This window comes from Maricaulis alexandrii (genome assembly GCF_005871165.1).
Taxonomy (GTDB): Bacteria; Pseudomonadota; Alphaproteobacteria; order Caulobacterales; family Maricaulaceae; genus Maricaulis; species Maricaulis alexandrii.
In genome coordinates, this window is the sequence record NZ_SWKP01000003.1 from 1 (window position 1) to 21,635 (window position 21,635).

Consider the following 21,635-nt stretch of genomic DNA (forward strand, 5'->3'; position numbering starts at 1 on the left):
ACGCCGGCAAACCACCCAAACTCGTCAACGTCGCCGTCATGCGAAAGCTCATCGAGGCTGCAAACCTCGTCCTGAAACGCCAAACACCATGGCAATCAGAAATGCAAACGACATAGTTGCTTCTCCCCGGGGAGAAGGAGGTCTGACCGCCACGATTCGATATCTGCACTCTCCCCTCACGCGAAACCGGCACGCGACTTGCTCTTGTCCGGCTAGAGCCGAGGGAGAGGTTTCAATGCGTGACACCTATATGCAGCAATTTGCCAGCCGCTGGTCTGAAGACAGCCGCCGGACATTCCGCAAAAAGCCCACGCTGGTGCGCCATAACTACAATGAGCACCACGCCTTTTCCGATGTCGCCCTGGCGGCTCTGATCGATCGCCATCCGCGGGACCTGATCGATTTCTGCACAATGGGCGATGACGCCACCGATCATGACAGCTGGCGCGCCGGGGATCCGGGCGAGCTGGGCGGTCTGGAACTGATCGAAGCGGTCCGGAAGGGCAAGCTGTGGATCAATCTGCGCCATGCCATGGACAGTGACCCGCAATACCGGCCGATCTACGAGGCCATGCTGCGCGACATGAAAAAGGCCGACCCCTCCTTCAAACCGCTCTCCGCCGAGGCGGGCATCCTGATTTCCTCGCCGACGGCGCAGGTTTTCCTGCATTCGGACGTGTCCGAGACGATGCTCTGGCACATGCGCGGCATCAAGCGTTTCCGGACCTATCCGGCGCAGGCGCCCTATCTCAATCTGGATGATGTCGAGGCCGTCCTGCACAAGGACAAAACCGAGGACATCCCCTATGACCCGGCCTGGGATGACGATGCCTTCACCGTCGATCTGCATCCCGGCATGGCGGCCAACTGGCCGCTGCACGGGCCGCACCGGATCGAGAACCAGTCCGGGCTGAATGTTTCCGTGCCGTTCGAGATTTCCACGCCCCAATCGCGCCGCAAGAATGCCGTTCTCTACGCCAATGGCGTGCTGCGCCGCCAGTTCGGCTTTACGCCGAAATCGGTCGCGACCGAGGGTTTCGGCGCGATGCTGAAATGCGCACTGACGGCGATGGTGAAAGTGAAGATCAAGCTCTTCGGCGAGCCGGAGCGTCCCATGCCCAAGAGCGAGCGGACCTTCGATATCGATCCGGATGCGCCCACTGGCTATGTGGACCGTCAGGCGGCCTGACGCATCAGTTCAACGGTTCGCGTTCCGTCAGCCTTTGCACCATGACCATGATGATCCCGCATCCCAGCGCGATCGGAATGATATGGAACCAGAGCGGGATATCATCGGTCGCTGTTCCGGGAATGAAAACGAGGCGGACCAAAAAAATCGTGACCGTCAGGATGTTGAGGCTCAGGGCGATGTTCAGGGCGCGCCTGTGCAGGACAAGAGTCGCCAGAATGCAGGCCGCGAGCCCGTATTGACTGGCAATGTACCAGAGCGGTGTCGTGGCCGCGATGGCGTTGAGGTCCTGGCCGAGAAACCGGACGTCGGCTTCGCCGAGCAAGGCGCGCGTCCCCATCAGGGTCCAGATCGACACCCAGCCCAATTGGATCGCGAGCGCGATGGTCGTTGCCCGGGTTCGGCGCTCATGGCTCAGCATCTCAAAACGCACTCCTGATTGTCTCACTCCGGCCAAGATTTTGACCCGATGAAAGTTGCGGCAATCTGAAACATCAGGTCCTACACCGGCCCTTGATGGGAAACAATTGTACCGCAGGGACGGCTTTGACCCCCGTCCGGAGTCGCCCTAAATCGGAAGCATGGTCATGCATCTCGTCAAACTCTGCGTCGGCGTTTCTTCGGTGGAACAGCTGGAAGCGCATCGCGCCCGTGAAGTCGCCGCCCGCCAGGCGGCCGGTGAGCCGGCTGTCATGATGCATGTCACCCGCATGACCCCGTCGAAAAAGGACGAGGTGGAAGCCGGCGGATCGCTCTACTGGGTGATCAATGGCTCCATCCAGTGCCGTTCCGAGATCATTGCGCTGGAACCGGTTGAAGGCGCGGACGGGATCAAGCGTTGCGCCATCATCATGTCGCCCGAGGTGATCCGCACGTCGCCTTCGCCGAAACGTCCCTTCCAGGGCTGGCGCTATCTCAAGCCGGAGGACGCCCCGCGCGACTTGTCCGGACCCGGTGAGGGCGGGGACGGCCTGCCGGACGATCTGCGGGCCAAGCTGATGGAAATCGGCGCCTGGTAGGCGGGGCTTCGGGGGCCCTGACTGCCTGACAGACTATCGGTTCAGCCGCCGGGCATTCACCAGGTACTGGATCAGCATCAGCGTGCCGCTTTCCATGACGATGAAGGCCAGGGTAATGGCGGATTGTGCCGTGGGGATGCCGGTCAGCTGGATCCAGACCATGGCGTGTCCGAGGAGGCTGGCCAGATAGGTCCAGAAGGCCCATCGACGCTTGAGGACAAGCCCCGCCAGGCTCGCCCAGACGCCGCCGACATAGAGATAGCCAAATCCGGTGACCAGGATGGAATCGTAGAGCGTGGTTGCGGTCGCGGCGGTCTGGATGAATTCCCCCTCCCACAGGCCCAGACGGTAGGCCTGGAAGGCCAGACTCCAGCCGATCAGCCAGAGCGTCTGCAATCCGACCAGGGTCAGGGCAATCGCATAGGCGACAGGCGCGGGGTGGGAAGCGGTTTTCTGTGGCACGGAGGGTCTTTGGCAAGGCGGCTTTGGCCGACGATGCCACGTCGGGATGATGGCGACAATTCAATTCCTTGCGTGGAGCAACCGGATGCAGGTGCGCCGGGCTCAATCCGCGTCGGGCAGACGGATCTCGTACAGGGCCGGCCACAGCTTTCCGGTCACATAGATCTGGCCGGTTTCGGCATTCCAGGCGATGCCGTTGGGCACGGCATCCAGACTGCCGGCCACAGCGTCCGGAATAACCTCACCCAGGTCGATCAGCCCGGTCACCGTGCCGGTCTCCGGGTCGATCCGCACGATGAGGTCGGATTGCCAGATATTGGCCCAGATCTCGCCATCCACCCATTCCAGCTCATTGAGCCGCCGCACCGGGCGGCCGCCCAGGCGGACGGTGACCCGACGGGTTTCCTCGAACGTGGCCGGGTCCAGCCAGCGCAGCTCGGCCGTACCGTCGGAGAGGATGAGCGAGCTGCCGTCCTGGGTCAGGCCCCAGCCTTCGCCGTCATAATTGAACCGGCCGGTCGGCTCGAGGGTCCCGGCGTCGAAGATGAAACCGGTCTCGCGCCGCCAGGTGAGCATGTAGATCCGGTCGCCGATCTGCGTTGAACCTTCGCCGAAATAGGGCGGATCGATCGCGACCGATTGTTCGACCTCACCACTGTCCAGATCGATACGGCGCAGACCGGAGGAGCCGACCCGGCCCGTGCTCTCGAACAGGCGGCCGTCCTCGATGAACAGGCCCTGGGTGAAGGCATTGGCGTCATGGGGATGTTCGGCGACGATTTGGGCGGTCTGCCGCGCCGGCATCTGGGCCTGGGCGGGAGCGGGCAGCAGGGCGGCCGAGGCCAGGGCCAGGCCGGTCAGGATGAAACGCACGGACATGGGTGATCCCCTGTGAACTCGGCCCCAGCTTAGCGCGAATTGGGGCGTCAGGAAGGCGTTTTGACCGGACGGTTGTCGATCAGGCGGGTCGAGCCCAGACGGACAGCGGCCAGAACCCGGGTAGGCGTTTCCAGCGGTCCGTCGGGCAGTTTGGCCAGGGTGGTTGCACAGCGGGCCTCGACATAGTCCACGGCATCGAAACCGGCCCGGGCGGCGGTCTCGGCCTCGGCGCGCGCCTCGGCCAGCGGACGTCCGGCTTCCAGCGCGGCGGCGAAATCCGTCAGGATGGCATTGAGCCGGGCGGCCCGGCTGCGCTCATCGGCGGACAGATAGGCATTGCGCGAGGACATGGCGAGCCCGTCCTTCTCGCGCAGGGTCTCGCCGCCCAGAACGTCGATCGGGAAATCCAGATCCTTCACCATCTGCCTGATGACGAGCAGTTGCTGGTAGTCCTTCTCCCCGAAGAAGGCCATGTCGGGCCGGACCTGGTTGAACAGTTTGGCGACCACCGTCGCGACACCGTCAAAGAAATGCGGACGGGCCTCGCTCTCCAGGCCCAGGGCGGGGCCTTTCAGGCTGATACTGGCGCTATAGTCCTGCGGGTACATGATCTCATTGGTGGGCAGGTAGATCAGGTCGCACTGGGCGTCCGTCAGTTTCTCGGCATCCGCGATCAGCGTGCGCGGATAGGTGTCCAGATCCTCGCCGGCGGCAAACTGTTTCGGATTGACAAAAATGCTGGCCACCACACGATCGCAATGGGCCTTGGCGAGGCGGACCAGGGAGATATGGCCCTCATGCAGGGCCCCCATGGTCGGCACGAAACCGATGCGCAGCTTGTCCTCGCGCCAGGTCCGGATGCGCGTGCGCAGGGCGGAGATTGTCGTGGCGTGGGGAATTTGGAGGTTTTGCATGTCAGGTCCCGCAGATCAGGCCGGATGGGGGATAATCATAAGCGATGATTGAGGCAAGCGCTCCGACTCGGTCTATACACAGAGCCATGAAATCACTTCCTGTTTTTCTGCTGGCCCTGGGGCTGGCCGGATGTGTGACCAGCGGTCCCGCACCGGACATGTCCCCGGCCCAGGCGCAAGCCCGGGTCGCGCCGACGGATTCGGCCCGTCTCGCCGATGCCACATCGCGGGAATTGGCACATCTGGCCCGCTTTGATCCGGATACGCTGGATACGGTCTATCCGGAGCTGCGCGCGCTGGCCGCCGCCCTGGTCGGGGCCAGTGCCTCTGCGGCGGGCGGTGACGCCATGACCCTGCCGGTCACGGAAACCGCCGCTCCCGCCAGACCGGCCGCCGCGCCGCCGGCCATTCCGGGCTTCAGTCTCCTCCATGCCGTCCACCTGGCCTCCTATCGCCGGGAAGACATGGCACAGCGGGGCTGGCGGGAGTTGCAGGCCCGTTATCCCGTGCTGGCTGGTCTGGACGCGCGTCTCGAACTCGCCCATATCCCGGACCAGGGTGATTTCCTGCGTCTCAAGGCGGGGCCTTTCGACACCGCTGCCGAGGCCCAGTCCGTGTGCCGCCAGCTGGAAGCGGGCGGCCAGTATTGCCGGGCCACCGATTATACCGGTGCCGCCCTGGTTCCGGACGCGAGCGCCCAAGAGTAAACTGGTACGATGATCCGGCCGGATCATCAGGGGATGGGGCGTTATGGTGCAGAGTTCCGGGTTCCGACTTCCTTCCAGGCCGCTGGGCCGGGTCCGTGACGGCGTGAAAGCCGCGCACGTCATTGTCGTGGGCAATGAGAAAGGCGGCGCCGGCAAATCCACCGTCGCCATGCACCTGGCTGTTGCGCTGATGCGCATGGGCAAGACGGTCGGCGCGATCGACCTCGATCTGCGCCAGCGGACCTTCGGCCGCTATCTCGCCAACCGGACCCAATGGTGCGAGAAGCGCGGGCTCGACTTGCCGCGGCCGCACGAGATCATTCTCACCCCCTCCACCCTGCGCGATCTCGATCTCGCCGAGGCGGAGGAGACCGACCGCTTCTCCGACGCGCTGAGCGATCTGAAGACGCGCTGCGACTTCATCCTGATCGATGCGCCGGGTGCCGACACGCTGTATTCCCGCCTGGCCCATGCCAGTGCCGATACGGTGATCACGCCGGTGAATGACAGTTTCATCGATTTCGACCTTCTGGCCGAGATCGATCCGGAGACCTATCAGGTCGGCAAGCCGAGCCTGTATTCGGAAATGGTCTGGGAGTGCCGCAAGCAGAAAGCGGCGACCCAGAAACGCTCCATCGACTGGGTCGTGATGCGCAATCGCGTTTCCATGCTGGATGCCCGCAACAAGCGGCGGGTCGGCGAGGGGCTGAAAATGCTCTCCCAGCGCATCGGTTTCCGCCTGGCCCCCGGCTTTGCCGAACGGGTCATCTATCGCGAGCTCTTCCCGCTGGGTCTGACCCTGCTGGACCTGACCGAGAGCGGATCGACCGTGACCTTCACCATGTCGCACGTTGCGGCGCGGCAGGAGTTGCGGGATCTGCTGATCGTGCTCAAACTGCCAGGCCTTGAAGGCCAAACCATTCCGTTCTGATCCATGACCCCATTTCTCACCGGCGTTCTTCTCCTGGCGGCCTTTCTGGGCGCGGCCTGGTGGTTTTCCCGGCAGAAAAGCGCCGATGCGACGCGCATGGTGCGCTATCTGCTCGGCGGCGGGGCGCTGCTGGCCGGTGCCGTGTTGTGCCTGCGCGGCGCCATCGTGCTGGGCGGACCGATCGGCCTGTTCGGATTGGGGCTGCTGGGCGTGAATCTGGGCGGTTTCGGCATGGGCGGAGGCCGCAGCCGGCAACAGTCGGGCGGTCAGTCCGCTCCGCCGCCGCAAGGCAGGATGAGTGTGGCCCAGGCCCGTGAAATCCTCGGCGTGCCGGAGGATGCCGATCTGGAAGCGGTGCAGCGCGCCCATCGCCAGCTGATGAAGAAACTCCATCCCGACACGCAGGATGGCTCGGCTGCCCTGGCGCGCCAGGTCCATGAGGCGCGCGACGTGCTGCTGGAACATTTCAAGCGCCAGCCGTGATGGTGATCACGCGGGCCGGCCCGGCTTTGCGTTAGCGATAAATCCCGGGGGGATACCGGGATGACACAGGACATCAAGGACAGGATCGATCACAGGACCGGCGCGCCGCTGGGGCAGACCGCGCGGATACTGCCCCTGCATGTGCGCGAACCGGAGGAAGAGGGTGACCTGTTCGGCCGTCCCGGCTCCGAAAGCCGGCCCGAAGACCGACCGGCCCGCCAGACCAGAGGCAAATCCCGGATTGCGCGGCTGACGACGGCCGAGACCGAAACGCTGGTGCGGGACCTTCACAGGCTCAGCGAGATTTGCGACCGGAACGGGCTGGACCAGGCCGCGGCCCTGATCGAGGTCGCCGCCCGTGTGGTGGAGACACGCGCCCGCCTGGCCTCCATGGAAGCGCTCTATGGCGACCCCTCGGACATGGGCCTGCTCTGATCAGGGCGTCTGGACCAGTCCGCCGGGCAGGCGGGCGAGATGGCCCTCCTGTTCCAGTTCCATGAGGGCGGCCTGGACCTGGCCGGGCGGCAATCCGCTCTGCCGGGCCAGCTCATCCGCCGACACCGGGGCCGGAGACAGGAGGGCGCGCAGCCGCGCCACCGGGTCGACCGGTGCCTCCAAGTCGGGACTGACCGTTTCAACGTCATCCAGCCAGTCCGTTTTCAGCAAGTCCGCATCATCCGTCGCAGCCTCCCGCAGGCCGAACGGCAGGGGCGGGCTGTCACGCAGGATGGCCAGGATGTCCTCCACGCTCTCCACCAGATGGGCGCCCTCGCGCAGAATGCGATTGGTGCCGCGGGCGCGCGGATCGATCGGTGAGCCGGGAACGGCCATCACCTCCCGGCCCTGTTCCGCCGCCAGGCGGGCGGTGATCAGGGAACCGGAGCGTAGCGCCGCCTCCACCACCAGCACGCCGCGCGACAGGCCGGAGATCAGCCGGTTGCGGCGCGGGAAGTCGCGGGCGCGCGGGGAGTGGCCCAGCGGCATTTCACTGACCAGGGCGCCCTGTTCGGCGATGGCGGCATGCAGGCGGTCATGTTCCGGCGGGTAGACATGATCCAGACCGCCGGCCAGCACGGCGACGGTCCCGGTCTCCAATGCCCCGGCATGGCAGGCGCCATCAATACCGCGCGCCAGACCGGACACCACGCACACCTCTGCCGAGCCCAGCCCATGGGCCAGTTCGCGGGCCAGGCGCAGTCCGGCCGCAGAGGCATTGCGCGCGCCAACCATGCCGCAGGCGAAAGCATCGAGCAGTTCCGTTCGTCCCTTCACCGCGATCACGGGCGGGGCGTCGGGAATGGCGGCGAGGGCCGCAGGATAGTCGGAATCACTCAGACAGAGCAGGCGGACACCGGCCCGGTCGGCGGCTTCGATCTCGCGCGAAACACGGTCGGCATCGGGAATGGCCGGGATGGCGCGTCCGGCGCGGCGGGCGCGTCCGGGCAGGGCGTCGATGGCCTCGGCGGGGGTGTCGTAACGGGCCATCAGCCGGGCAATGCCGACAGGGCCGAGGCCGGGCGTCCGCGCCAGGCGGAGCCAGTCAATCAGGGGCGTATCAGCCCCGCCGCTCACCCGTCCTCGCCGGACGTGGGCGGATCGGCCGGCTCGGCCTTGTCCTTCTTGCCGCCAATGCGCGGTTCCTCGCCCTTGAGGAGGCGCTGGATATTGGCGCGGTGCAGCCAGTAGATCAGCACGGTCAGCACGCCCGCCATGATCGCCACATCCGGACGGCCAAAGGCCCAGGCCGCGATCGGCGCGGCCAGCGCGGCGATCAGGGCGGAGAGGGAGGAGATGCGGAAGAGGGCGGCCATGAGCAGCCAGGTCCCGATCACTACAAGGCCGACGGGCCAGAACACGACCAGCATCGTGCCGACATAGGTGGCCACACCCTTGCCGCCCTTGAATTTCAGCCAGACCGGAAAGCAATGCCCGATCAGGGCTGCTGCGCCGGCGACCAGGCCGGCCGTAGTCCCCAGAAGGGCCGCGAAGACGGCCGCGGCGATACCCGCCTTGCCGGCATCGAGCAGCAGGGTGGCGGCGGCGAGGTCCTTGCGGCCCGTGCGCAGCACATTGGTGGCGCCGATATTGCCCGACCCGATCGCCCGGATATCCCCCAGCCCGGCCAGGCGCGTCAGCACGAGACCGAAGGGAATGGATCCGAAGAGATAGCCACCGATGGCGGCCAGGACGAGAAAGACGGGCTGCATGATTACACCTTGGAGTTGTATACTGTGACGCCGCCCACGAAGGTTTGCAAGACCCGTCCCTGGAAACGCCGTCCGGCCCAGGCCGAATTGCCGCGTGCGGACTCGAAGGCGTCCGGCTTGCACACCCAGGGCTGATCGCCATCGATCAGGACCAGGTCGCCCGGAGCGCCGACCTTGATCCGGCCCTGCGGCAGGCCGAGCAGATCGGCGGGGCCGCAGGTCAGGGCACGCAGGAGGTCGATCAGCTCGATCTCGCCATCATGGACTAGGGCGAGCAGGGCGCCCAGTGCGGTTTCCAGACCCATCGTGCCCGGAATGGCCAGGGCGAAGGGTTCGCCCTTGTCGTCGAACGGAGTGGGGCGGTGATCGGTGACAATCGCATCCAGCTCGCCATCGGCCAGGGCGGCCACCAGCGCGAGGCGGTCGCTTTCCGCCCGCAGCGGCGGATCCATGCGGAAGGCCGAGTCCAGCGCCCCGCCATCGACCTCATTGAGCGTCAGGTGGGCGACCGCCGTCGTGGCGGCAATCTCCAGATCGCTGCGGCGGGCGTGGCGCAGGGCTTTCAGACCCGCCTCGGTGGAGAGCCGGTCAATCATCAGCTTGCCGCCGGTCAGTTCGGCAAGCGCGGCGTCGCGCTCGATGGCAATGCGTTCGGAGATGGCGGGTTCGGCCGGCAGGCCCATCCGGGCCGACCAGTCGCTCTCCAGCGCCACCGTGCCCGCACTCAGCGAAGTGTCGGCCGGGCGGACCGAAAGCCAGACATCGAACTGGCTGGTATAGGCGAGCAGGCGGCGCATGGTGAGGGCGTCCGCAATGGGATGATCGCCCTGGCCCGCATAGACCGCGCCGCCACGCACCATGAGGCCGATCTCGGACATGGTCTGCCCGTCCAGCCCGCGGGTCGCGCCGCAGGCCGACAGGACGCGCACGCCATAGCGGCCAAAGCCGCGCGTCATGCCGTCAAACCCGTCCGCCTTGTCCAGCGGGGCGCGCAGATTGGGCGCCAGTACCACCGTGCCATAGCCGCCCTTGGCGGCGCCGGCGGTGAGGGTGGAGAGGGTTTCCCCGTCCGGGGTCAGCGCCGGCTCCTTGGCGGCGCGCAGATCGATCAGGGCCGGGGCCAGGATACGGCCCTTGGCATCGATCACCTCATCGGCAGCATTGAGATCGATCTCGGTGCCGAATTGCGCGATCACGCCATCCTCGACCAGGACCCCGCCGGGACCGTCAAAGCCGGAAGCCGGGTCGATCAGGCGGGCATTGATGATGGCCAGCGAGGTCTGGCTCATGACGCATCCTCCCGGCGGATCACATCGCCGATCAGTTCCAGAACCGCCATGCGCACGGCGACGCCGCTTTCCACCTGTTCCAGGATCACGCTCTTCTCTGGATCATCGGCCAGCTTGGTATGGATTTCCGTGCCGCGGTTCATCGGTCCGGGATGCATCACCAGCACGTCGGGCGAACAGGCTTCCAGGCGTTCATGGGTCAGGCCGAACAGGTGGAAGAATTCGCGTGCCGAGGGGACGAACCCGCCGGACATGCGCTCCTTCTGCTGGCGCAGCGCCATGACGGCGTCACAGCCCTTCAGGGCCTCGTCCAGATCATTGAAGACTTCGCAGCCCCACTGGTCCACATCCGGCGGCAACAGCGTCGGCGGGGCGCACAGGCGGATCTCGGCACCGAGAATGTTGAGCAGGCCGATATTCGAGCGCGCCACGCGCGAGTGCAAGATGTCACCGACAATCAGGATGCGGTGGCCGCCGACCTCGCCCCAGTGCTGGGCGAGGGTGAAACTGTCCAGCAGGGCCTGGGTCGGGTGCTCATGCATGCCGTCACCGGCATTGACCACGGACAGGCCCGTGCGCTCGGCCAGGAATTGCGGCGCGCCGGTCGCGGAATGGCGCACTACCATGATGTCCGGCCGCATGGCCGCCAGGGTCCGCGCCGTATCCGACAGGCTCTCGCCCTTCTTGGCGGAGGAGTGCTCGATGGCGAAATTCACCACATCCGCGCCCAGACGCTTGGCGGCAATCTCGAAGGAGCCCTGGGTCCGCGTCGAGGCCTCGAAGAAGAGGTTCAGCACGGTCAGCCCGGCCAGATGGTCCGAAGACCGGTTCGTGGTCCGGTTCAGCGCCTTCCAGTGCGCGGCGCGTTCGAAGATGATCTGGATATCAACGGGATTGAGATCAGCCACCGAAATCAGGTGGCGGTGGGGGAAGTCGTAGGAAAATTCCGCGCGGGTCATCCCGCCTCCTTCATCACCTGGCCCCGAAAAAAGGTCTGCGGCGGTATAGGGGCAGTCGGCACGCCCGGCAAGGGGCGAGGGAGGGGCCGGTCCTGACGCCGCTAACCCAACACCGCCAGCCAGAACGGGATGGTGATGAAGCAGAAGAGGGCGCTCGCCGTGATGTCGCCGGCGGAATAGGGGGCATCTCCGCCCATCTGCTGCGCCAGCACATAGGCCGAGGCCGCGCCCGGTGAGGCGCCGGTCAAAAGGAGAATGGTCAGCGGCACGCCCTCAATGCCCAGCGCCCGGCCGATCCCGTAGAAGACCAGCGGCCCGATCATCAGTTTGATGAAGACGGACAGGCCCAGCAGGCGCGGACGCGCCTTCATCGCGGTGAAGTTCAGGCCGGCGCCGACCGAGAGCAGGATCAGGGGCAGGGCGGCCTGGCCCAGAAGATCGATGGTCAGGCCCAGCATGTCCGGCAGCGGGATATTGCCCAGATTGACGATCCCGCCCGCCGCCGAGCCCAGGATCAGCGGATTGGTCAGGATGCGGTAGAGGATGGAATTCCATTTCGGCGCCGCCCCATCGCCCCACACGGCCAGCACCGCCACGCACTCCATGTTCACCAGCGGAATGGAGGCGACCATGATCAGCGCCACCAGGATCTCGCCCTCATCCCCGAACAGGGAAATGCCCAGCGCCAGGATGAGGAGCCCGTTCCAGCGCGAGGTTGCCTGGAACAGGCTGGTAAAGGTCGGATCGGGGATTTTCAGGAAGGGTTTGATCGCCAGCGTCAGCGCCGCCATCCCCAGAAAGCCCAGCATCGCCGCCGCCATGAATGTGCCCAGCTGGATGTCGGACAGGTCCGCATGCGAGATCGAGGAGAAGAGCAGCGCCGGCGACAGACCCAGATAGGCCAGCCGCGATATCGGCCCCCAGCTGGCTTCCGGCAGCAAGTGCGATCGTCGCAACAGCCATCCCACGAAGATGACACCAAAAACCGGTACGAGCGCTGTAAGGATGGGATTCATGGCGCCTGTTTACGCGTGTTTCGAGCGCGTTGGAATGGGGAAGGCGTGCGCAGCGTCACAGTGAGTGGTGCTCAAGTGGTGCAGTATCAGCCGCGACCTCCCTCTCCCTGGGGAGAGGGTGCCCCGCAGGGGCGGGAGAGGGGGAAGTCACCGCCCGTGCCAAGTGAAACGCAGCACAGAAACATCAATCGGGCGCGAGCCTTCCGTCGTCGCCAGACTCCCGCTGAGGCGCGGCTTTGGTCGCGCCTGCGCAATGGCAATCTGATGGGTGTGAAATTCCGGCGACAGGTTCCCATTGGTCCTTATATCGTCGATTTCGCCTCTCGATCAGCGCGCGTGGTCGTCGAAGCGGACGGTGGGCATCATGCGGATATGGAAGAAGAGGATTTGCGCCGCACCGCGTTTCTCGAATCCCGCGGCTACACCGTGCTGCGCTTCTGGAACCACTACATCCTCAAAGAGACAGACGCGGTCATGGAGGTGATTGGTGAAGCTGTTCATTGGGGCATTCATCCGGACAATCCGGTGAACCACCCGTAGGGGCGAAGACCTCGCTTCCCCCCTCATCCGGTCCTTCGGACCACCTTCTCCCCAGGGAGAAGGAGTGCCGTCTGCGCCGAACGCACCTCCCTCTCCCTGGGGAGAGGGGAAAGACTCCGCCTGCAGCGGCTATTCGGACGAGGCGCCCAAATGCCCCAACCGGTCCAGCGCGCTCTGGAGGATGTTCGCGGCGGCATGGGCATCGATCACGGCCTTGCGCTTGTCGCGGCGTACACCGGCCTCGATCAGCTTCTCTTCCGCCTCGAAGGTCGACAGGCGCTCATCCTGGAAGACCAGGGGAAAATCGCGCAGGCGCAGGAGATTGCGGGCCATGGCCTTGACCGATTGCACGCGGGCGCCTTCGGTTCCGTCCATATTGACCGGCAGGCCCATGATCAGGCCGACGGCCTGGCGCTCATCCATCAGCTGGAAGACGCGTTCGGCATCCTGGGTGAACTTGGTCCGCTTGATCGTCTCCACCGGCGTGGCCAGACCCCTCGAGGCGCCGCAGGACGCCACGCCAATGGTTTTCGTGCCCGGATCGAGGGCAATCAGCGCCCCGGCGGGCAGGTCTTCCAGCGAGCAAATCGGCATGGCAGCGGGATGCGCCCTGCACGAGATGCCGTCAAGCTTTCTTGCGCTGCCACATGACCATTGCTAGTCAGCTGGGACTGATTTTTCCCGGAGTGATTTGCCATGTCCGTGACCGCCGATGATGTGCGCCGTATTGCGCGTCTGGCCCGTCTTGCCGAACCGGAAGACCGGGTCGATGCCCTCGTGGGTGAGCTCAATGGAATCCTGAACTGGATCGAGCAGCTCAATGAGGTTGATGTCGAAGGCGTCCAGGCGATGACCACGCCGGTGGCGTTCCCGCTGCCCATGCGCAAGGACGAAGTCACTGATGGTGGCATTCGCGACAAGGTGCTGGCCAATGCGCCCAAGTCCGATGAAGGCTTCTTCGTCGTGCCCAAGAGCGTGGAGTAGAGCCTCGCCATGTGGCCGCCCGCCGACACCATTGTCCATGATGATGTAGAGCTTCGGTTCGAGCTAACCGGAGTGGGCTGGGCGAATCTGGAATTTCGAATTGGCGACCAATCAATTCGTATTGACTGGTTTTCTGACCTCGAAAATTCGTTTCACGAAGTGGCCTTTGCCGCACTCAGTGCTGCGTCGTCCGGAGGGCAGGGCTTTTACCGTTTTGCCTTGAATGGCGAGCCCATGGAGTGGCGCTGGACGGTGAACAGCTTGTTTCGGCAGGGATACGGGTACTATTCCCACGTCCTCGTCGAGGAATTTCCGGATGACAATCATATGTGGGTCGATAATGAAGGCCGGTACTGGCCGCGATCGAAACCCAATCCCGGGAGGCTCGTGTTTTCAGCCTTTTGCTCAAGCGACAGTTTCGCAAAAGCGGTTCGGACCGCATATGAGCCTTTGGAAGAGATGGGCGCGGAGCAATTTGAAGACAAATGGGGGCTCAACCCTTTCCCGGTCCGCACTTTGGCTGCATTGGACGCGGCCTTGCTTACACCACGTCGCTGGTCTGATCCGAAACCTCTTCACGGGGCTCGCTACGTGATAGCCAAGAAATGAGAACCATGAGCGATCTTCTCAAACTCTCCCTCACGGACGTTTCCGCCAAGCTGAAGGCCAAGGAGGTCTCCGCCTCCGAACTGGCGACCGAGGCTGTCAAGGCCTGCAAGGCGGCCCAGCCGGCGCTGAATGCCTTCACGGCCTTCGACGAGGACAAGACGCAAGCCATGGCCAAGGCTGCTGATGCGCGCCTGGCCAAGGGTGAGGGCGGTCTGCTGGAAGGCGTGCCGCTGGCGATCAAGGATTTGTTCGCTGTGGAAGGCGTCGACACGTCCGCCTCCTCGAACATCCTCAAGGGCTTCAAGCCGACCTATGAATCCACCGTCACCTCCAAGCTGTGGGGTAAGGGCGCCGTCTTCGTGGCCAAGACCTCGATGGACGAGTTCGCCATGGGCTCCTCCAACGAGACCGCCAATACCGGTCCCGTGGTGAACCCGTGGAAAGCAGCGGGTGGCAATGAAAGCCTGACGCCGGGCGGTTCGTCCGGTGGTTCGGCGGCCGCTGTCGCGGCGGATCTCTGCTTTGGTGCCACGGGTACGGATACCGGCGGCTCGATCCGCCAGCCGGCGTCGTTTACCGGCACAGTTGGCGTGAAGGGCACTTATGGCCGCACCTCGCGCTGGGGCGTTGTCGCCTTTGCCTCTTCGCTGGACCATCCGGGCCCCTTCGCCAAGACGGTGAAGGACAGCGCCATGATGCTTCAGGCCATGTCCGGTCATGATCCCAAGGATTCGACTTCGCTGCCGAATGAGGTTCCGGACTTTGTCGCTGCCTGCGGCCAGTCCGTGAAGGGGCTCAAGATCGGTGTGCCGAAAGAGTATCGCGTTGACGGCATGCCAGCCGAGATCGATGACGCCTGGCAGAAGGGGATCGACTGGCTCAAGGCGGCCGGCTGCGAGATCGTCGACATTTCCCTGCCGCACACGAAATACGCCCTGCCGGCCTATTACATCGTCGCCCCGGCGGAAGCCTCGTCCAACCTGGCCCGCTATGACGGCATGCGCTACGGCAATCGCGTCGACGGTCCGGACCTGAACGGCACTTATGAGAATACGCGCGGCGCCGGGTTCGGCCATGAAGTCCAGCGCCGGATCATGATCGGCACCTATGTGCTCTCGGCCGGTTATTACGACGCCTATTACCTGCGCGCCCAGAAAGTGCGCACGCGCATCTTGCAGGACTTCCACGACGCCTTCGACAAGGTCGACGCCATCCTGACGCCGTCCGCCCCGTCGGCCGCCTTTGCGCTGGGGTCGAAGTCGGATGATCCGATCGCGATGTATCTCAATGACGTCTTCACCGTGACCGCGAACCTGGCCGGCGTGCCGGCCATGTCCGTGCCGGCCGGGCTGGACAGTTCCGGCCTGCCGCTGGGGCTCCAGGTCATCACGCGGGCGCTGGATGAAGAGACCATGTTCAAGGTCGGGGCCGCGCTGGAAGACAGCGCCGGTTTCACGCACAAGGCGGCGAAGTGGTGGTAGCGGGATGACCGAACAGCCAGGCACGCCCAAGCGTTCGCCGGAAGACTGGCTCAACCGCATCATCGTTCTGGTGATCGCGGCCATGGCCATGATCTTCGGTGTGCCGCTGACCCTGGTCAGCGCGATCTCCCTGGTGACCCTGGTGATCGCCGGTGAATGGCCGACGCCCTGGGCGATCCCGGCCATCGTGATCGGGCTGGCCGTAACGGCCTTCGGCTTCGTGATCGCCTGGCGGGCCTTCGTGCCGAACCCGAAGGCGAAATCATGAGTGAACCCGTCCATCCGGCGATGAAACTGGCGCGGCCTTCCTTTCTGGTGGGGTCGCTCCTGATACTGGCGGCGGCGGTCGTGTTCCGCGGCATCATCGAGCTGGAGCCGCGAAATCTCTGGGCCATTTTCCTGGTGACACCGGGGATCGGCTTTCTGTTTTTTGGCCTGACCGTCACCATGGCGGGCCGGGTCCTGGTTGCGGCGATGAACACGCCGGAAGAAGACCGTCCCGGCTGGGACGACGAGGATGACGAAGATGAGCGCTGACACCTATACCCTGCCGGGCGCGACCGGTGACTGGGAAGTCGTGATGGGTCTGGAAATCCATGCCCAGGTCGTCTCCCAGGCGAAACTCTTCTCCGGCGCGGCGACCGCCTTCGGTGCTGCTCCGAACACCCAGGTCTCCCTGGTCGATGCGGCCATGCCGGGCATGCTGCCCGTGATCAATGAGCATGTCGTCGAGCAGGCGGTGAAGACCGGTCTCGGCCTCAATGCGCAGATCAATACCTGGTCGCGCTTTGACCGGAAGAATTATTTCTACCCGGACCTGCCGCAGGGCTATCAGATCTCCCAGTTCCAATTCCCGATCGTGGGCGAGGGCGAGATCGAGTGCGAGCGCGATGACGGTTCCCGTTTCACCGTGCGCATCGAGCGCCTCCACCTGGAACAGGATGCCGGCAAGTCGATCCACGATCTGGATCCGAACTCCACCTATGTCGACCTCAACCGGTCCGGCGTGGCGCTGATGGAGATTGTCTCCAAACCCGATATCCGCTCGCCCGACGAGGCCTCGGCCTATGTCTCCAAGCTGCGCACAATCCTGCGCTATCTGGGCACGTGCGGCGGCGACATGGAAAAGGGCCAGCTGCGGGCCGATGTGAACGTGTCCGTGTGCAAGCCGGGCGCTTACGAAAAATTCCGCGAGACGGGCGATTTCTCCCATCTGGGCACGCGCTGCGAGATCAAGAATGTGAACTCGCTCCGCTTCATCCGCCAGGCCATTGAATACGAGGCCCAGCGCCAGATCGACATCATCGAGGAAGGCGGCAAGATCGATCAGGAGACCCGCCTGTTCGACGCCAATACCGGTGTGACCCGCTCCATGCGCTCCAAGGAAGAAGCCCACGATTACCGCTACTTCCCAGACCCCGATCTCCTGCCGCTGGAACTCCAGCAGGACTGGATCGACCAGATCCGCGTCAATCTGCCGGAACTGCCGGATGCCAAGCGCGAACGTTTCGTCTCCGAAATGGGCCTGTCCGAGTATGACGCCTCCGTGCTGGCCGCCGACAAGGACCGGGCCGCCTATTTCGAGGAAGTCGCCGAGGGCCGCGACGCGAAACTGGCCTCCAACTGGGTCAATAACGAGCTCTATGGCCGCCTCAACAAGGAAGGCCTGACCATCACCGACTGCCCGGTCTCCGCCGCGCAGATGAGTGGTCTGGTCGGCCTGATTGAGGACAAGACCATTTCCGGCAAGATCGCCAAGGATGTGTTCGAAATCCTCTGGGCCGAGGGCGGTGATCCGGCCAAGATCGTCGAGGATCGCGGCCTCAAACAGGTCACCGATACCGGCGCCATCGAAGCCGTCATCGACCAACTCATCGCCGACAATCCCGACCAGGCTGCCTCCGTGAAGGAAAAGCCCAAGGCCATGGGCTGGTTCGTCGGCCAGGTCATGAAAGCCATGCAAGGCAAGGCCAACCCGCAAGCCGTGAACGAGATCCTGCAGAAGAAGCTGTTGGGGTAGGGGTGTCAAAGCGCGATACGCTCCTGCCCTATCAATGGGGGTGTGTATTGCTGGTCTCCGCCGTGTTGGCTGGAGGTGGTGGAGTCCTTTATGCGGTAGACCCGGATTGGTCATCTGGACCCAACGTTGTCGCCGCAGCCGCGGCGCTGGCATTTGGACAAATTGCAGGCTCGGTCTTTTTTGCCGATCTCGGAATTTCAATATTCAATATTCGATTTCGACGGCGTCCGCGCGACGCCCATTTCTACAAGCGGCGGGCCGTCATCGGTGCCTTGGCTTTTGGCTTTTTCGGATGTCTGTCTATGACGGCGTTATGGCTTTCCGGAGAGGCCAGGGGCGAGGCGATCGCTTTCGGGATGATCGCAGGTGTGATGCTCGGTGCGCTTTTCGGATTTGCGGCCAGCAAAATGTTTGCGGTCGTTGTTGGCGTGGAGCCGCCGGGCCGACCGCCTGCATCCTGATCTATTCGCGCCTACGCCTGCATATCCTGCCGGACCAGGTTCCATGCCCCGCTTCCGCGGGGTGACCGACCGGGATGACAAGACCAGTCAGCTTCAGTGGCGGTACGTGCCGGTGACAATCCAGGCGCCCGCTTCATCGCGCTCGACGCGATAGCTCTGCCCCCGCGGCATGCAGACATGTCCACACGCGCCATCGACCGCTTCCGGGTTGATGACGAGCTGCACGACGGACAGGCCCCGATTGGGGGCCATATAGACACGGCTGGGATTGATGAAAGCGACGAGATGCTCGCCTGAGAGGGTGGCCGTTTCGCCGCCCTGCCATATCCAGGCTCGTCCGTCGGCGGCGGATCGCGCCTCGATTGGCTGCCAGTCGGTGGCACGAGACCAAGTGCAGGCCAGAAGATCCTGCTCCGGTTCGGCGATGAAAGCTTCGTCGGACAGTGCGCTGCTCGCACGCCGCGTTGGTTGATCGGTCGGGCGCCAGGCTGACCAGGCGGGAAACGCTGGCGCTGGATCGCTTGCGTGGGAGAGGACGATGAAAGGCGGCAGAGGACCGGTCGCGCCTGCGAGTTCGGCTGAGACATGTTCCAGCACGGCATCGTAGACGGCACAGGATGCGGTTTCTTCTCCCGCATAGCCCGGCGAATCCGGCGCGCAGGCCTGGAGTAGGCTTGCGATGACGATCAGCGCGGATATCAAAAGCGATTTCATGCCTGACAGTTAGGATGGTGCTGGCTCGAATGCCAGTTCGGTCAAGGTTTTCAGGTCACGCCAAAGCTCCATCCCACACCCTCTCCCTCGGGGAGAGGGTGGCGCGCATGCGCCGGGTGAGGGGCTGCCGCGGAAGCGGCTCACCAAGGACCACCCCGACCACTCCCGCCTAGCCCCGTCACCTCCACCATGCTAACCCTCTCAAAACCCTGAGATTGCCGGAGCGGTTATGCGCACACCCCAGGATGACAGTGCCCTTGATGAACTCCTGCCGACCGAGGCGTTGCAGGAGCAGGTGCAGGCACTGATCGATTGGGCGCTGGCGACGGCGACGGATATCAATGTCGCGCTGCAGCTGGGCCTGGTCCTGGTGGCCTTCATTCCCGCCCTGATCTTCGGTCCGCGCCTGCGTCATGTGGTGGAAAGCCTGACGCGGGGACGGATCAAGAGCGGTCTGTCCCGCCGCCTTCTGACGGCGGGCATTGCCCTGGCCACGCCACTGGCCCTGTTGGCCGTTCTGGCGGTCGAGCGGGTCATCCTGGGGGCCGTGGACCGGCCCATCCATCTGGTGGACGCGGCGATGAGCCTGATGACGGCCTGGCTGGTGATCCGCGCGGTCACCCTGGTCATCCGCTCGCGCTTCTGGTCGAAACTGGCCTTCTACATCGCCTGGCCGGTCGCCGCGCTGGACGTGTTCGGCCTGCTGGATGATGTCGTGGCCCAGATGCAGGCCCTGGCCATTCCGCTGGGCGAGACGGAGGATGGCGAGCCGGTCGATCTCTCCCTGTTCGACATCCTGCGCACCATGATCTATTTCGGCGCCCTGTTCTGGGCTGCCAGTTTCGCCGGCCGGGCGATCAATACCCAGCTGGAGCGCGCCGACGAGATCTCGCCGGCCCTGCGCGCCCTGATCGCCAAAGTGCTCGGCTTCGTCCTGCCCATCGTTGCGCTGCTGATCGCGCTTCAGCTGACCGGCTTCAACCTGGCCACGCTGGCGATCTTCTCCGGGGCCGTGGGTATCGGGGTCGGTCTGGGCCTGCAGAAGACGGTGGCCAATTTCGCCGCCGGTTTCACCCTGCTGGCCGACAAGTCGATCAAGCCGGGCGATGCGCTGGAAGTGGACGGCACATTCGGCTGGGTGACGGGCATGCAGTCGCGCTATGTCTCCATGCGCACGCGCGACGGCACGGAACACCTGATCCCGAACGAGCATTTCATCGCCAATGGCGTGATCAACTGGTCCAAGTCGGACCGGATCGTGCGCATGCACGCGCCCTTCGGCGTGGCCTACGAGACCCGCGATCTCAAACGCGTCCAGCAATTGGCCATCGAGGCGGCGCAATCCGTCGAGCGGGTGGTGCCGGACAAGGAACCGGTCTGCAATCTCATGGAATACGGCGACAGCTCGGTGAATTTCGACCTGCGCTTTTGGATCTCCGATCCCCAGAACGGATTGTCCAATGTGCGCTCCGAAGTGCTGATGGCGATCTGGGAGGCCTTCCACGAAAACGGTGTGGAATTCCCGTATCCGCAGGTCGACGTCCACCTCAAGGACATGCCGGCCGGGGCCATCAAGCGCCTGGTCGAACCGCAGGACTGAACCGCTTCCCAAATCCGAACAAAAAAAGGACGCGGAGATGGAGAGGGCTCCGCGTCCTAGCGTTCGTGCCTGGCAGACAGCAGGCCTCTCAGGTCCGACAGGCTTGCCGCAGGCACGAACATGCTTGATCGGGGAAACCCTAGACGCGGTTTTTCGCGAAGAAAAATCAATTGCAGCTATAGCCGGTATCGAGGCGGCCAATAGGGCGTCTGCGAGAAACGCCGCATTTGTCGCTTGGCGTTAGTGATTGCGTAAAGCAACTCGTGGATGCTGTCCCGGTCTGAAGTCCGGGCGGAGGCACAGCCGACCCTGGCACAGCATTGAACAAAAAAGACTGGCGGCGTGCAGGCTGAGGCCCGCACACCGCCTTTTTCTTTTTGGGGGTGTCTGCAAACCGTGTTGGTGCGCTTTGCGGACTTTGCTGCCATTCACCAGGGCGTTGCGCCATTCGGCTCCACGAAGCGACCGCTGACATCAGCCGTGAGAGCATACTCGGCGGGCAGCCGGGCACCTTCCTCAGCTGTCATCTCACCAAACCCGGTTAGGTCGGTCTTGACGAAACCGGGGCTGACAGAGTTCACCTTAATGCCTCCCCCCTTCAGCTCTTCATGCAGCTGAATCGTCAGCATGTTCAATGCCGCCTTGGAGGCATTATATCCGATGAAGCGCTGCGAGTAGTAAGGCGCATCCGGATTAGCGTTCTCGGTCAGGGAGCCCATGGAGCTCGACAGGTTCACGATCCGAGCGTCCGGTGTGGCGCGCAGCAGGGGCAACATGGCCTGGGTCACTGCCAGTGCGCCGACGAAGTTGACCTCCATCACCCGGCGCACCGCCTCAAGAGAGGCCCTGCCGGGGGCTGCGTCGCCAAAATCAAAGATGCCGGCATTGTTGACGAGGATATCCAATCGACCAAAACGCGCTTTGATCGCCGCAGCAGCGGCAGCGATTGTCTCGGCGTCGTCAAGGTCGAGATGGAGGCATTCGGCACTGAACCCCTCGTTCATCAATGTCGCGGCAGCGGAGTCCCCCCGCGCCTTGTCGCGGCTTCCCAGCAGGACATGAACGCCCGCCTCACCCAGCTTCCGAGCCGTTTCGAAGCCAATTCCCTTGTTGGCGCCGGTCACCAGCGCGATGCGTTTCTGGGTCATAAGTCTTTCCTTTTGTTCTGGTA

At 64.2% G+C, this 21,635-nt stretch carries 27 protein-coding genes; 15 read left to right on the top strand and 12 right to left on the bottom strand.

Annotated features, from left to right (window positions below; genetic code table 11):
* The first annotated feature begins 235 nt into the window (after positions 1-235).
* Entirely contained in the window at positions 236-1,189 is a 954-nt protein-coding gene (locus FCS99_RS00110) for a hypothetical protein (RefSeq protein ID WP_138509307.1), read from the top strand.
* A gap of 4 nt (positions 1,190-1,193) precedes the next feature.
* Here FCS99_RS00110 and FCS99_RS00115 read toward each other — a convergent pair whose 3' ends face one another.
* Complete coding sequence (locus FCS99_RS00115; protein ID WP_138509309.1) at positions 1,194-1,622, bottom strand: hypothetical protein; 429 nt, start codon at positions 1,620-1,622, stop codon at positions 1,194-1,196.
* 154 nt (positions 1,623-1,776) lie between these two features.
* Here FCS99_RS00115 and FCS99_RS00120 point away from each other — a divergent pair, with 154 nt between their 5' ends.
* Positions 1,777-2,208 carry a DUF1489 family protein gene (locus FCS99_RS00120; RefSeq protein WP_233352599.1) on the top strand — a complete coding sequence of 144 codons (432 nt, stop codon included), beginning with the start codon at positions 1,777-1,779 and terminating at the stop codon, positions 2,206-2,208.
* A 33-nt stretch (positions 2,209-2,241) separates the two neighbouring features.
* Here the strand turns inward: FCS99_RS00120 and FCS99_RS00125 are convergent, their stop codons facing one another.
* From FCS99_RS00125 to panC, 3 genes are all read right to left on the bottom strand, one after another.
* Complete coding sequence (locus FCS99_RS00125; RefSeq protein ID WP_138509314.1) at positions 2,242-2,670, bottom strand: hypothetical protein; 429 nt, start codon at positions 2,668-2,670, stop codon at positions 2,242-2,244.
* 102 nt (positions 2,671-2,772) lie between these two features.
* Positions 2,773-3,549, bottom strand: a complete 777-nt coding sequence (locus tag FCS99_RS00130) for a glutaminyl-peptide cyclotransferase (RefSeq protein WP_171036183.1) — start codon at positions 3,547-3,549, stop codon at positions 2,773-2,775.
* A 47-nt stretch (positions 3,550-3,596) separates the two neighbouring features.
* Positions 3,597-4,463: a pantoate--beta-alanine ligase gene (gene panC, locus FCS99_RS00135; RefSeq protein WP_138509316.1), complete on the bottom strand. Its 867-nt coding sequence runs from the start codon at positions 4,461-4,463 to the stop codon at positions 3,597-3,599.
* An 86-nt stretch (positions 4,464-4,549) separates the two neighbouring features.
* Here panC and FCS99_RS00140 point away from each other — a divergent pair, with 86 nt between their 5' ends.
* From FCS99_RS00140 to FCS99_RS00155, 4 genes are read left to right on the top strand one after another with little or no spacing between them, the layout of a single operon-like run.
* Positions 4,550-5,170: an SPOR domain-containing protein gene (locus tag FCS99_RS00140; protein WP_138509318.1), complete on the top strand. Its 621-nt coding sequence runs from the start codon at positions 4,550-4,552 to the stop codon at positions 5,168-5,170.
* A 43-nt stretch (positions 5,171-5,213) separates the two neighbouring features.
* Entirely contained in the window at positions 5,214-6,101 is an 888-nt protein-coding gene (locus tag FCS99_RS00145) for a division plane positioning ATPase MipZ (protein ID WP_138509320.1), read from the top strand.
* A 3-nt stretch (positions 6,102-6,104) separates the two neighbouring features.
* Complete coding sequence (locus FCS99_RS00150; RefSeq protein ID WP_138509322.1) at positions 6,105-6,584, top strand: J domain-containing protein; 480 nt, start codon at positions 6,105-6,107, stop codon at positions 6,582-6,584.
* Between the two features lie 60 nt (positions 6,585-6,644).
* A complete protein-coding gene (locus tag FCS99_RS00155; RefSeq protein ID WP_138509324.1) occupies positions 6,645-7,019 on the top strand; it encodes a hypothetical protein in 375 nt (124 codons plus the stop codon).
* On the opposite strand, the gene dprA is transcribed toward FCS99_RS00155, so the two are convergent.
* The 5 genes from dprA to FCS99_RS00180 form a co-directional block, all read right to left on the bottom strand.
* Positions 7,020-8,156 (bottom strand): DNA-processing protein DprA, encoded by a 1,137-nt coding sequence (gene dprA, locus FCS99_RS00160; protein WP_233352600.1) that lies wholly within the window; start codon positions 8,154-8,156, stop codon positions 7,020-7,022.
* Positions 8,153-8,791, bottom strand: a complete 639-nt coding sequence (gene plsY / locus FCS99_RS00165) for a glycerol-3-phosphate 1-O-acyltransferase PlsY (protein ID WP_138509326.1) — start codon at positions 8,789-8,791, stop codon at positions 8,153-8,155. Before plsY ends, dprA begins: the two co-directional genes overlap by 4 nt.
* A gap of 2 nt (positions 8,792-8,793) precedes the next feature.
* Positions 8,794-10,080, bottom strand: coding sequence for a dihydroorotase (locus tag FCS99_RS00170; protein ID WP_138509328.1), 1,287 nt, complete (start codon positions 10,078-10,080; stop codon positions 8,794-8,796).
* Positions 10,077-11,039, bottom strand: coding sequence for an aspartate carbamoyltransferase catalytic subunit (locus tag FCS99_RS00175; protein ID WP_138509330.1), 963 nt, complete (start codon positions 11,037-11,039; stop codon positions 10,077-10,079). The genes FCS99_RS00170 and FCS99_RS00175 overlap by 4 nt, the downstream gene beginning before the upstream one ends.
* A gap of 101 nt (positions 11,040-11,140) precedes the next feature.
* On the bottom strand, positions 11,141-12,055 hold the full coding sequence (locus FCS99_RS00180; protein WP_138509332.1) for an AEC family transporter: 915 nt from the start codon (positions 12,053-12,055) through the stop codon (positions 11,141-11,143).
* Positions 12,056-12,211: 156 nt separating this feature from the next.
* Here FCS99_RS00180 and FCS99_RS00185 point away from each other — a divergent pair, with 156 nt between their 5' ends.
* Complete coding sequence (locus FCS99_RS00185) at positions 12,212-12,595, top strand: endonuclease domain-containing protein (RefSeq protein WP_233352637.1); 384 nt, start codon at positions 12,212-12,214, stop codon at positions 12,593-12,595.
* Positions 12,596-12,724: 129 nt separating this feature from the next.
* Here the strand turns inward: FCS99_RS00185 and ruvX are convergent, their stop codons facing one another.
* Entirely contained in the window at positions 12,725-13,189 is a 465-nt protein-coding gene (gene ruvX / locus FCS99_RS00190) for a Holliday junction resolvase RuvX (RefSeq protein WP_138509334.1), read from the bottom strand.
* A gap of 102 nt (positions 13,190-13,291) precedes the next feature.
* On the opposite strand from ruvX, the gene gatC reads away from it, so the two are divergent.
* Genes gatC through FCS99_RS00225 form a run of 7 tightly spaced genes read left to right on the top strand, consistent with a single transcriptional unit; the run spans position 13,292 to position 18,150 of the window.
* Positions 13,292-13,579, top strand: a complete 288-nt coding sequence (gene gatC, locus FCS99_RS00195; protein WP_138509336.1) for an Asp-tRNA(Asn)/Glu-tRNA(Gln) amidotransferase subunit GatC — start codon at positions 13,292-13,294, stop codon at positions 13,577-13,579.
* A gap of 9 nt (positions 13,580-13,588) precedes the next feature.
* Positions 13,589-14,188, top strand: coding sequence for a hypothetical protein (locus FCS99_RS00200; protein ID WP_138509338.1), 600 nt, complete (start codon positions 13,589-13,591; stop codon positions 14,186-14,188).
* Positions 14,189-14,193: 5 nt separating this feature from the next.
* Positions 14,194-15,669, top strand: a complete 1,476-nt coding sequence (gatA, locus tag FCS99_RS00205; protein ID WP_138509340.1) for an Asp-tRNA(Asn)/Glu-tRNA(Gln) amidotransferase subunit GatA — start codon at positions 14,194-14,196, stop codon at positions 15,667-15,669.
* 4 nt (positions 15,670-15,673) lie between these two features.
* Positions 15,674-15,937, top strand: a complete 264-nt coding sequence (locus FCS99_RS00210) for a hypothetical protein (protein ID WP_138509342.1) — start codon at positions 15,674-15,676, stop codon at positions 15,935-15,937.
* Entirely contained in the window at positions 15,934-16,206 is a 273-nt protein-coding gene (locus tag FCS99_RS00215) for a hypothetical protein (RefSeq protein ID WP_138509345.1), read from the top strand. The genes FCS99_RS00210 and FCS99_RS00215 overlap by 4 nt, the downstream gene beginning before the upstream one ends.
* Positions 16,196-17,689, top strand: coding sequence for an Asp-tRNA(Asn)/Glu-tRNA(Gln) amidotransferase subunit GatB (gene gatB, locus FCS99_RS00220; RefSeq protein ID WP_138509347.1), 1,494 nt, complete (start codon positions 16,196-16,198; stop codon positions 17,687-17,689). Before FCS99_RS00215 ends, gatB begins: the two co-directional genes overlap by 11 nt.
* 2 nt (positions 17,690-17,691) lie before the next feature.
* A complete protein-coding gene (locus FCS99_RS00225; RefSeq protein ID WP_138509349.1) occupies positions 17,692-18,150 on the top strand; it encodes a hypothetical protein in 459 nt (152 codons plus the stop codon).
* Between the two features lie 93 nt (positions 18,151-18,243).
* Here FCS99_RS00225 and FCS99_RS00230 read toward each other — a convergent pair whose 3' ends face one another.
* Positions 18,244-18,864 carry a hypothetical protein gene (locus FCS99_RS00230; RefSeq protein ID WP_138509351.1) on the bottom strand — a complete coding sequence of 207 codons (621 nt, stop codon included), beginning with the start codon at positions 18,862-18,864 and terminating at the stop codon, positions 18,244-18,246.
* Between the two features lie 229 nt (positions 18,865-19,093).
* Between FCS99_RS00230 and FCS99_RS00235 the strand changes: the two genes are divergently transcribed.
* Complete coding sequence (locus tag FCS99_RS00235; protein ID WP_138509353.1) at positions 19,094-20,464, top strand: mechanosensitive ion channel family protein; 1,371 nt, start codon at positions 19,094-19,096, stop codon at positions 20,462-20,464.
* A 428-nt stretch (positions 20,465-20,892) separates the two neighbouring features.
* Here FCS99_RS00235 and FCS99_RS00240 read toward each other — a convergent pair whose 3' ends face one another.
* On the bottom strand, positions 20,893-21,612 hold the full coding sequence (locus FCS99_RS00240; protein WP_138509355.1) for an SDR family NAD(P)-dependent oxidoreductase: 720 nt from the start codon (positions 21,610-21,612) through the stop codon (positions 20,893-20,895).
* Positions 21,613-21,635: the final 23 nt, after the last annotated feature.

Excerpts from the sequence above, each read along its gene's own strand:
- FCS99_RS00240 (WP_138509355.1), bottom strand. The coding sequence starts at position 21,612 with ATGACCCAGAAACGCATCGCGCTGGTGACCGGCGCCAACAAGGGAATT.
- FCS99_RS00230 (WP_138509351.1), bottom strand. The coding sequence starts at position 18,864 with ATGAAATCGCTTTTGATATCCGCGCTGATCGTCATCGCAAGCCTACTC.
- ruvX (WP_138509334.1), bottom strand. The coding sequence starts at position 13,189 with ATGCCGATTTGCTCGCTGGAAGACCTGCCCGCCGGGGCGCTGATTGCC.
- FCS99_RS00145 (WP_138509320.1), top strand. The coding sequence starts at position 5,214 with ATGGTGCAGAGTTCCGGGTTCCGACTTCCTTCCAGGCCGCTGGGCCGG.
- FCS99_RS00110 (WP_138509307.1), top strand. The coding sequence starts at position 236 with ATGCGTGACACCTATATGCAGCAATTTGCCAGCCGCTGGTCTGAAGAC.
- FCS99_RS00235 (WP_138509353.1), top strand. The coding sequence starts at position 19,094 with ATGCGCACACCCCAGGATGACAGTGCCCTTGATGAACTCCTGCCGACC.
- gatC (WP_138509336.1), top strand. The coding sequence starts at position 13,292 with ATGTCCGTGACCGCCGATGATGTGCGCCGTATTGCGCGTCTGGCCCGT.
- FCS99_RS00180 (WP_138509332.1), bottom strand. The coding sequence starts at position 12,055 with ATGAATCCCATCCTTACAGCGCTCGTACCGGTTTTTGGTGTCATCTTC.
- FCS99_RS00210 (WP_138509342.1), top strand. The coding sequence starts at position 15,674 with ATGACCGAACAGCCAGGCACGCCCAAGCGTTCGCCGGAAGACTGGCTC.
- FCS99_RS00120 (WP_233352599.1), top strand. The coding sequence starts at position 1,777 with ATGCATCTCGTCAAACTCTGCGTCGGCGTTTCTTCGGTGGAACAGCTG.
- FCS99_RS00140 (WP_138509318.1), top strand. The coding sequence starts at position 4,550 with ATGAAATCACTTCCTGTTTTTCTGCTGGCCCTGGGGCTGGCCGGATGT.
- gatB (WP_138509347.1), top strand. The coding sequence starts at position 16,196 with ATGAGCGCTGACACCTATACCCTGCCGGGCGCGACCGGTGACTGGGAA.
- FCS99_RS00155 (WP_138509324.1), top strand. The coding sequence starts at position 6,645 with ATGACACAGGACATCAAGGACAGGATCGATCACAGGACCGGCGCGCCG.
- FCS99_RS00175 (WP_138509330.1), bottom strand. The coding sequence starts at position 11,039 with ATGACCCGCGCGGAATTTTCCTACGACTTCCCCCACCGCCACCTGATT.
- FCS99_RS00150 (WP_138509322.1), top strand. The coding sequence starts at position 6,105 with ATGACCCCATTTCTCACCGGCGTTCTTCTCCTGGCGGCCTTTCTGGGC.
- FCS99_RS00215 (WP_138509345.1), top strand. The coding sequence starts at position 15,934 with ATGAGTGAACCCGTCCATCCGGCGATGAAACTGGCGCGGCCTTCCTTT.
- plsY (WP_138509326.1), bottom strand. The coding sequence starts at position 8,791 with ATGCAGCCCGTCTTTCTCGTCCTGGCCGCCATCGGTGGCTATCTCTTC.
- gatA (WP_138509340.1), top strand. The coding sequence starts at position 14,194 with ATGAGCGATCTTCTCAAACTCTCCCTCACGGACGTTTCCGCCAAGCTG.
- panC (WP_138509316.1), bottom strand. The coding sequence starts at position 4,463 with ATGCAAAACCTCCAAATTCCCCACGCCACGACAATCTCCGCCCTGCGC.
- FCS99_RS00200 (WP_138509338.1), top strand. The coding sequence starts at position 13,589 with ATGTGGCCGCCCGCCGACACCATTGTCCATGATGATGTAGAGCTTCGG.
- FCS99_RS00170 (WP_138509328.1), bottom strand. The coding sequence starts at position 10,080 with ATGAGCCAGACCTCGCTGGCCATCATCAATGCCCGCCTGATCGACCCG.
- FCS99_RS00130 (WP_171036183.1), bottom strand. The coding sequence starts at position 3,549 with ATGTCCGTGCGTTTCATCCTGACCGGCCTGGCCCTGGCCTCGGCCGCC.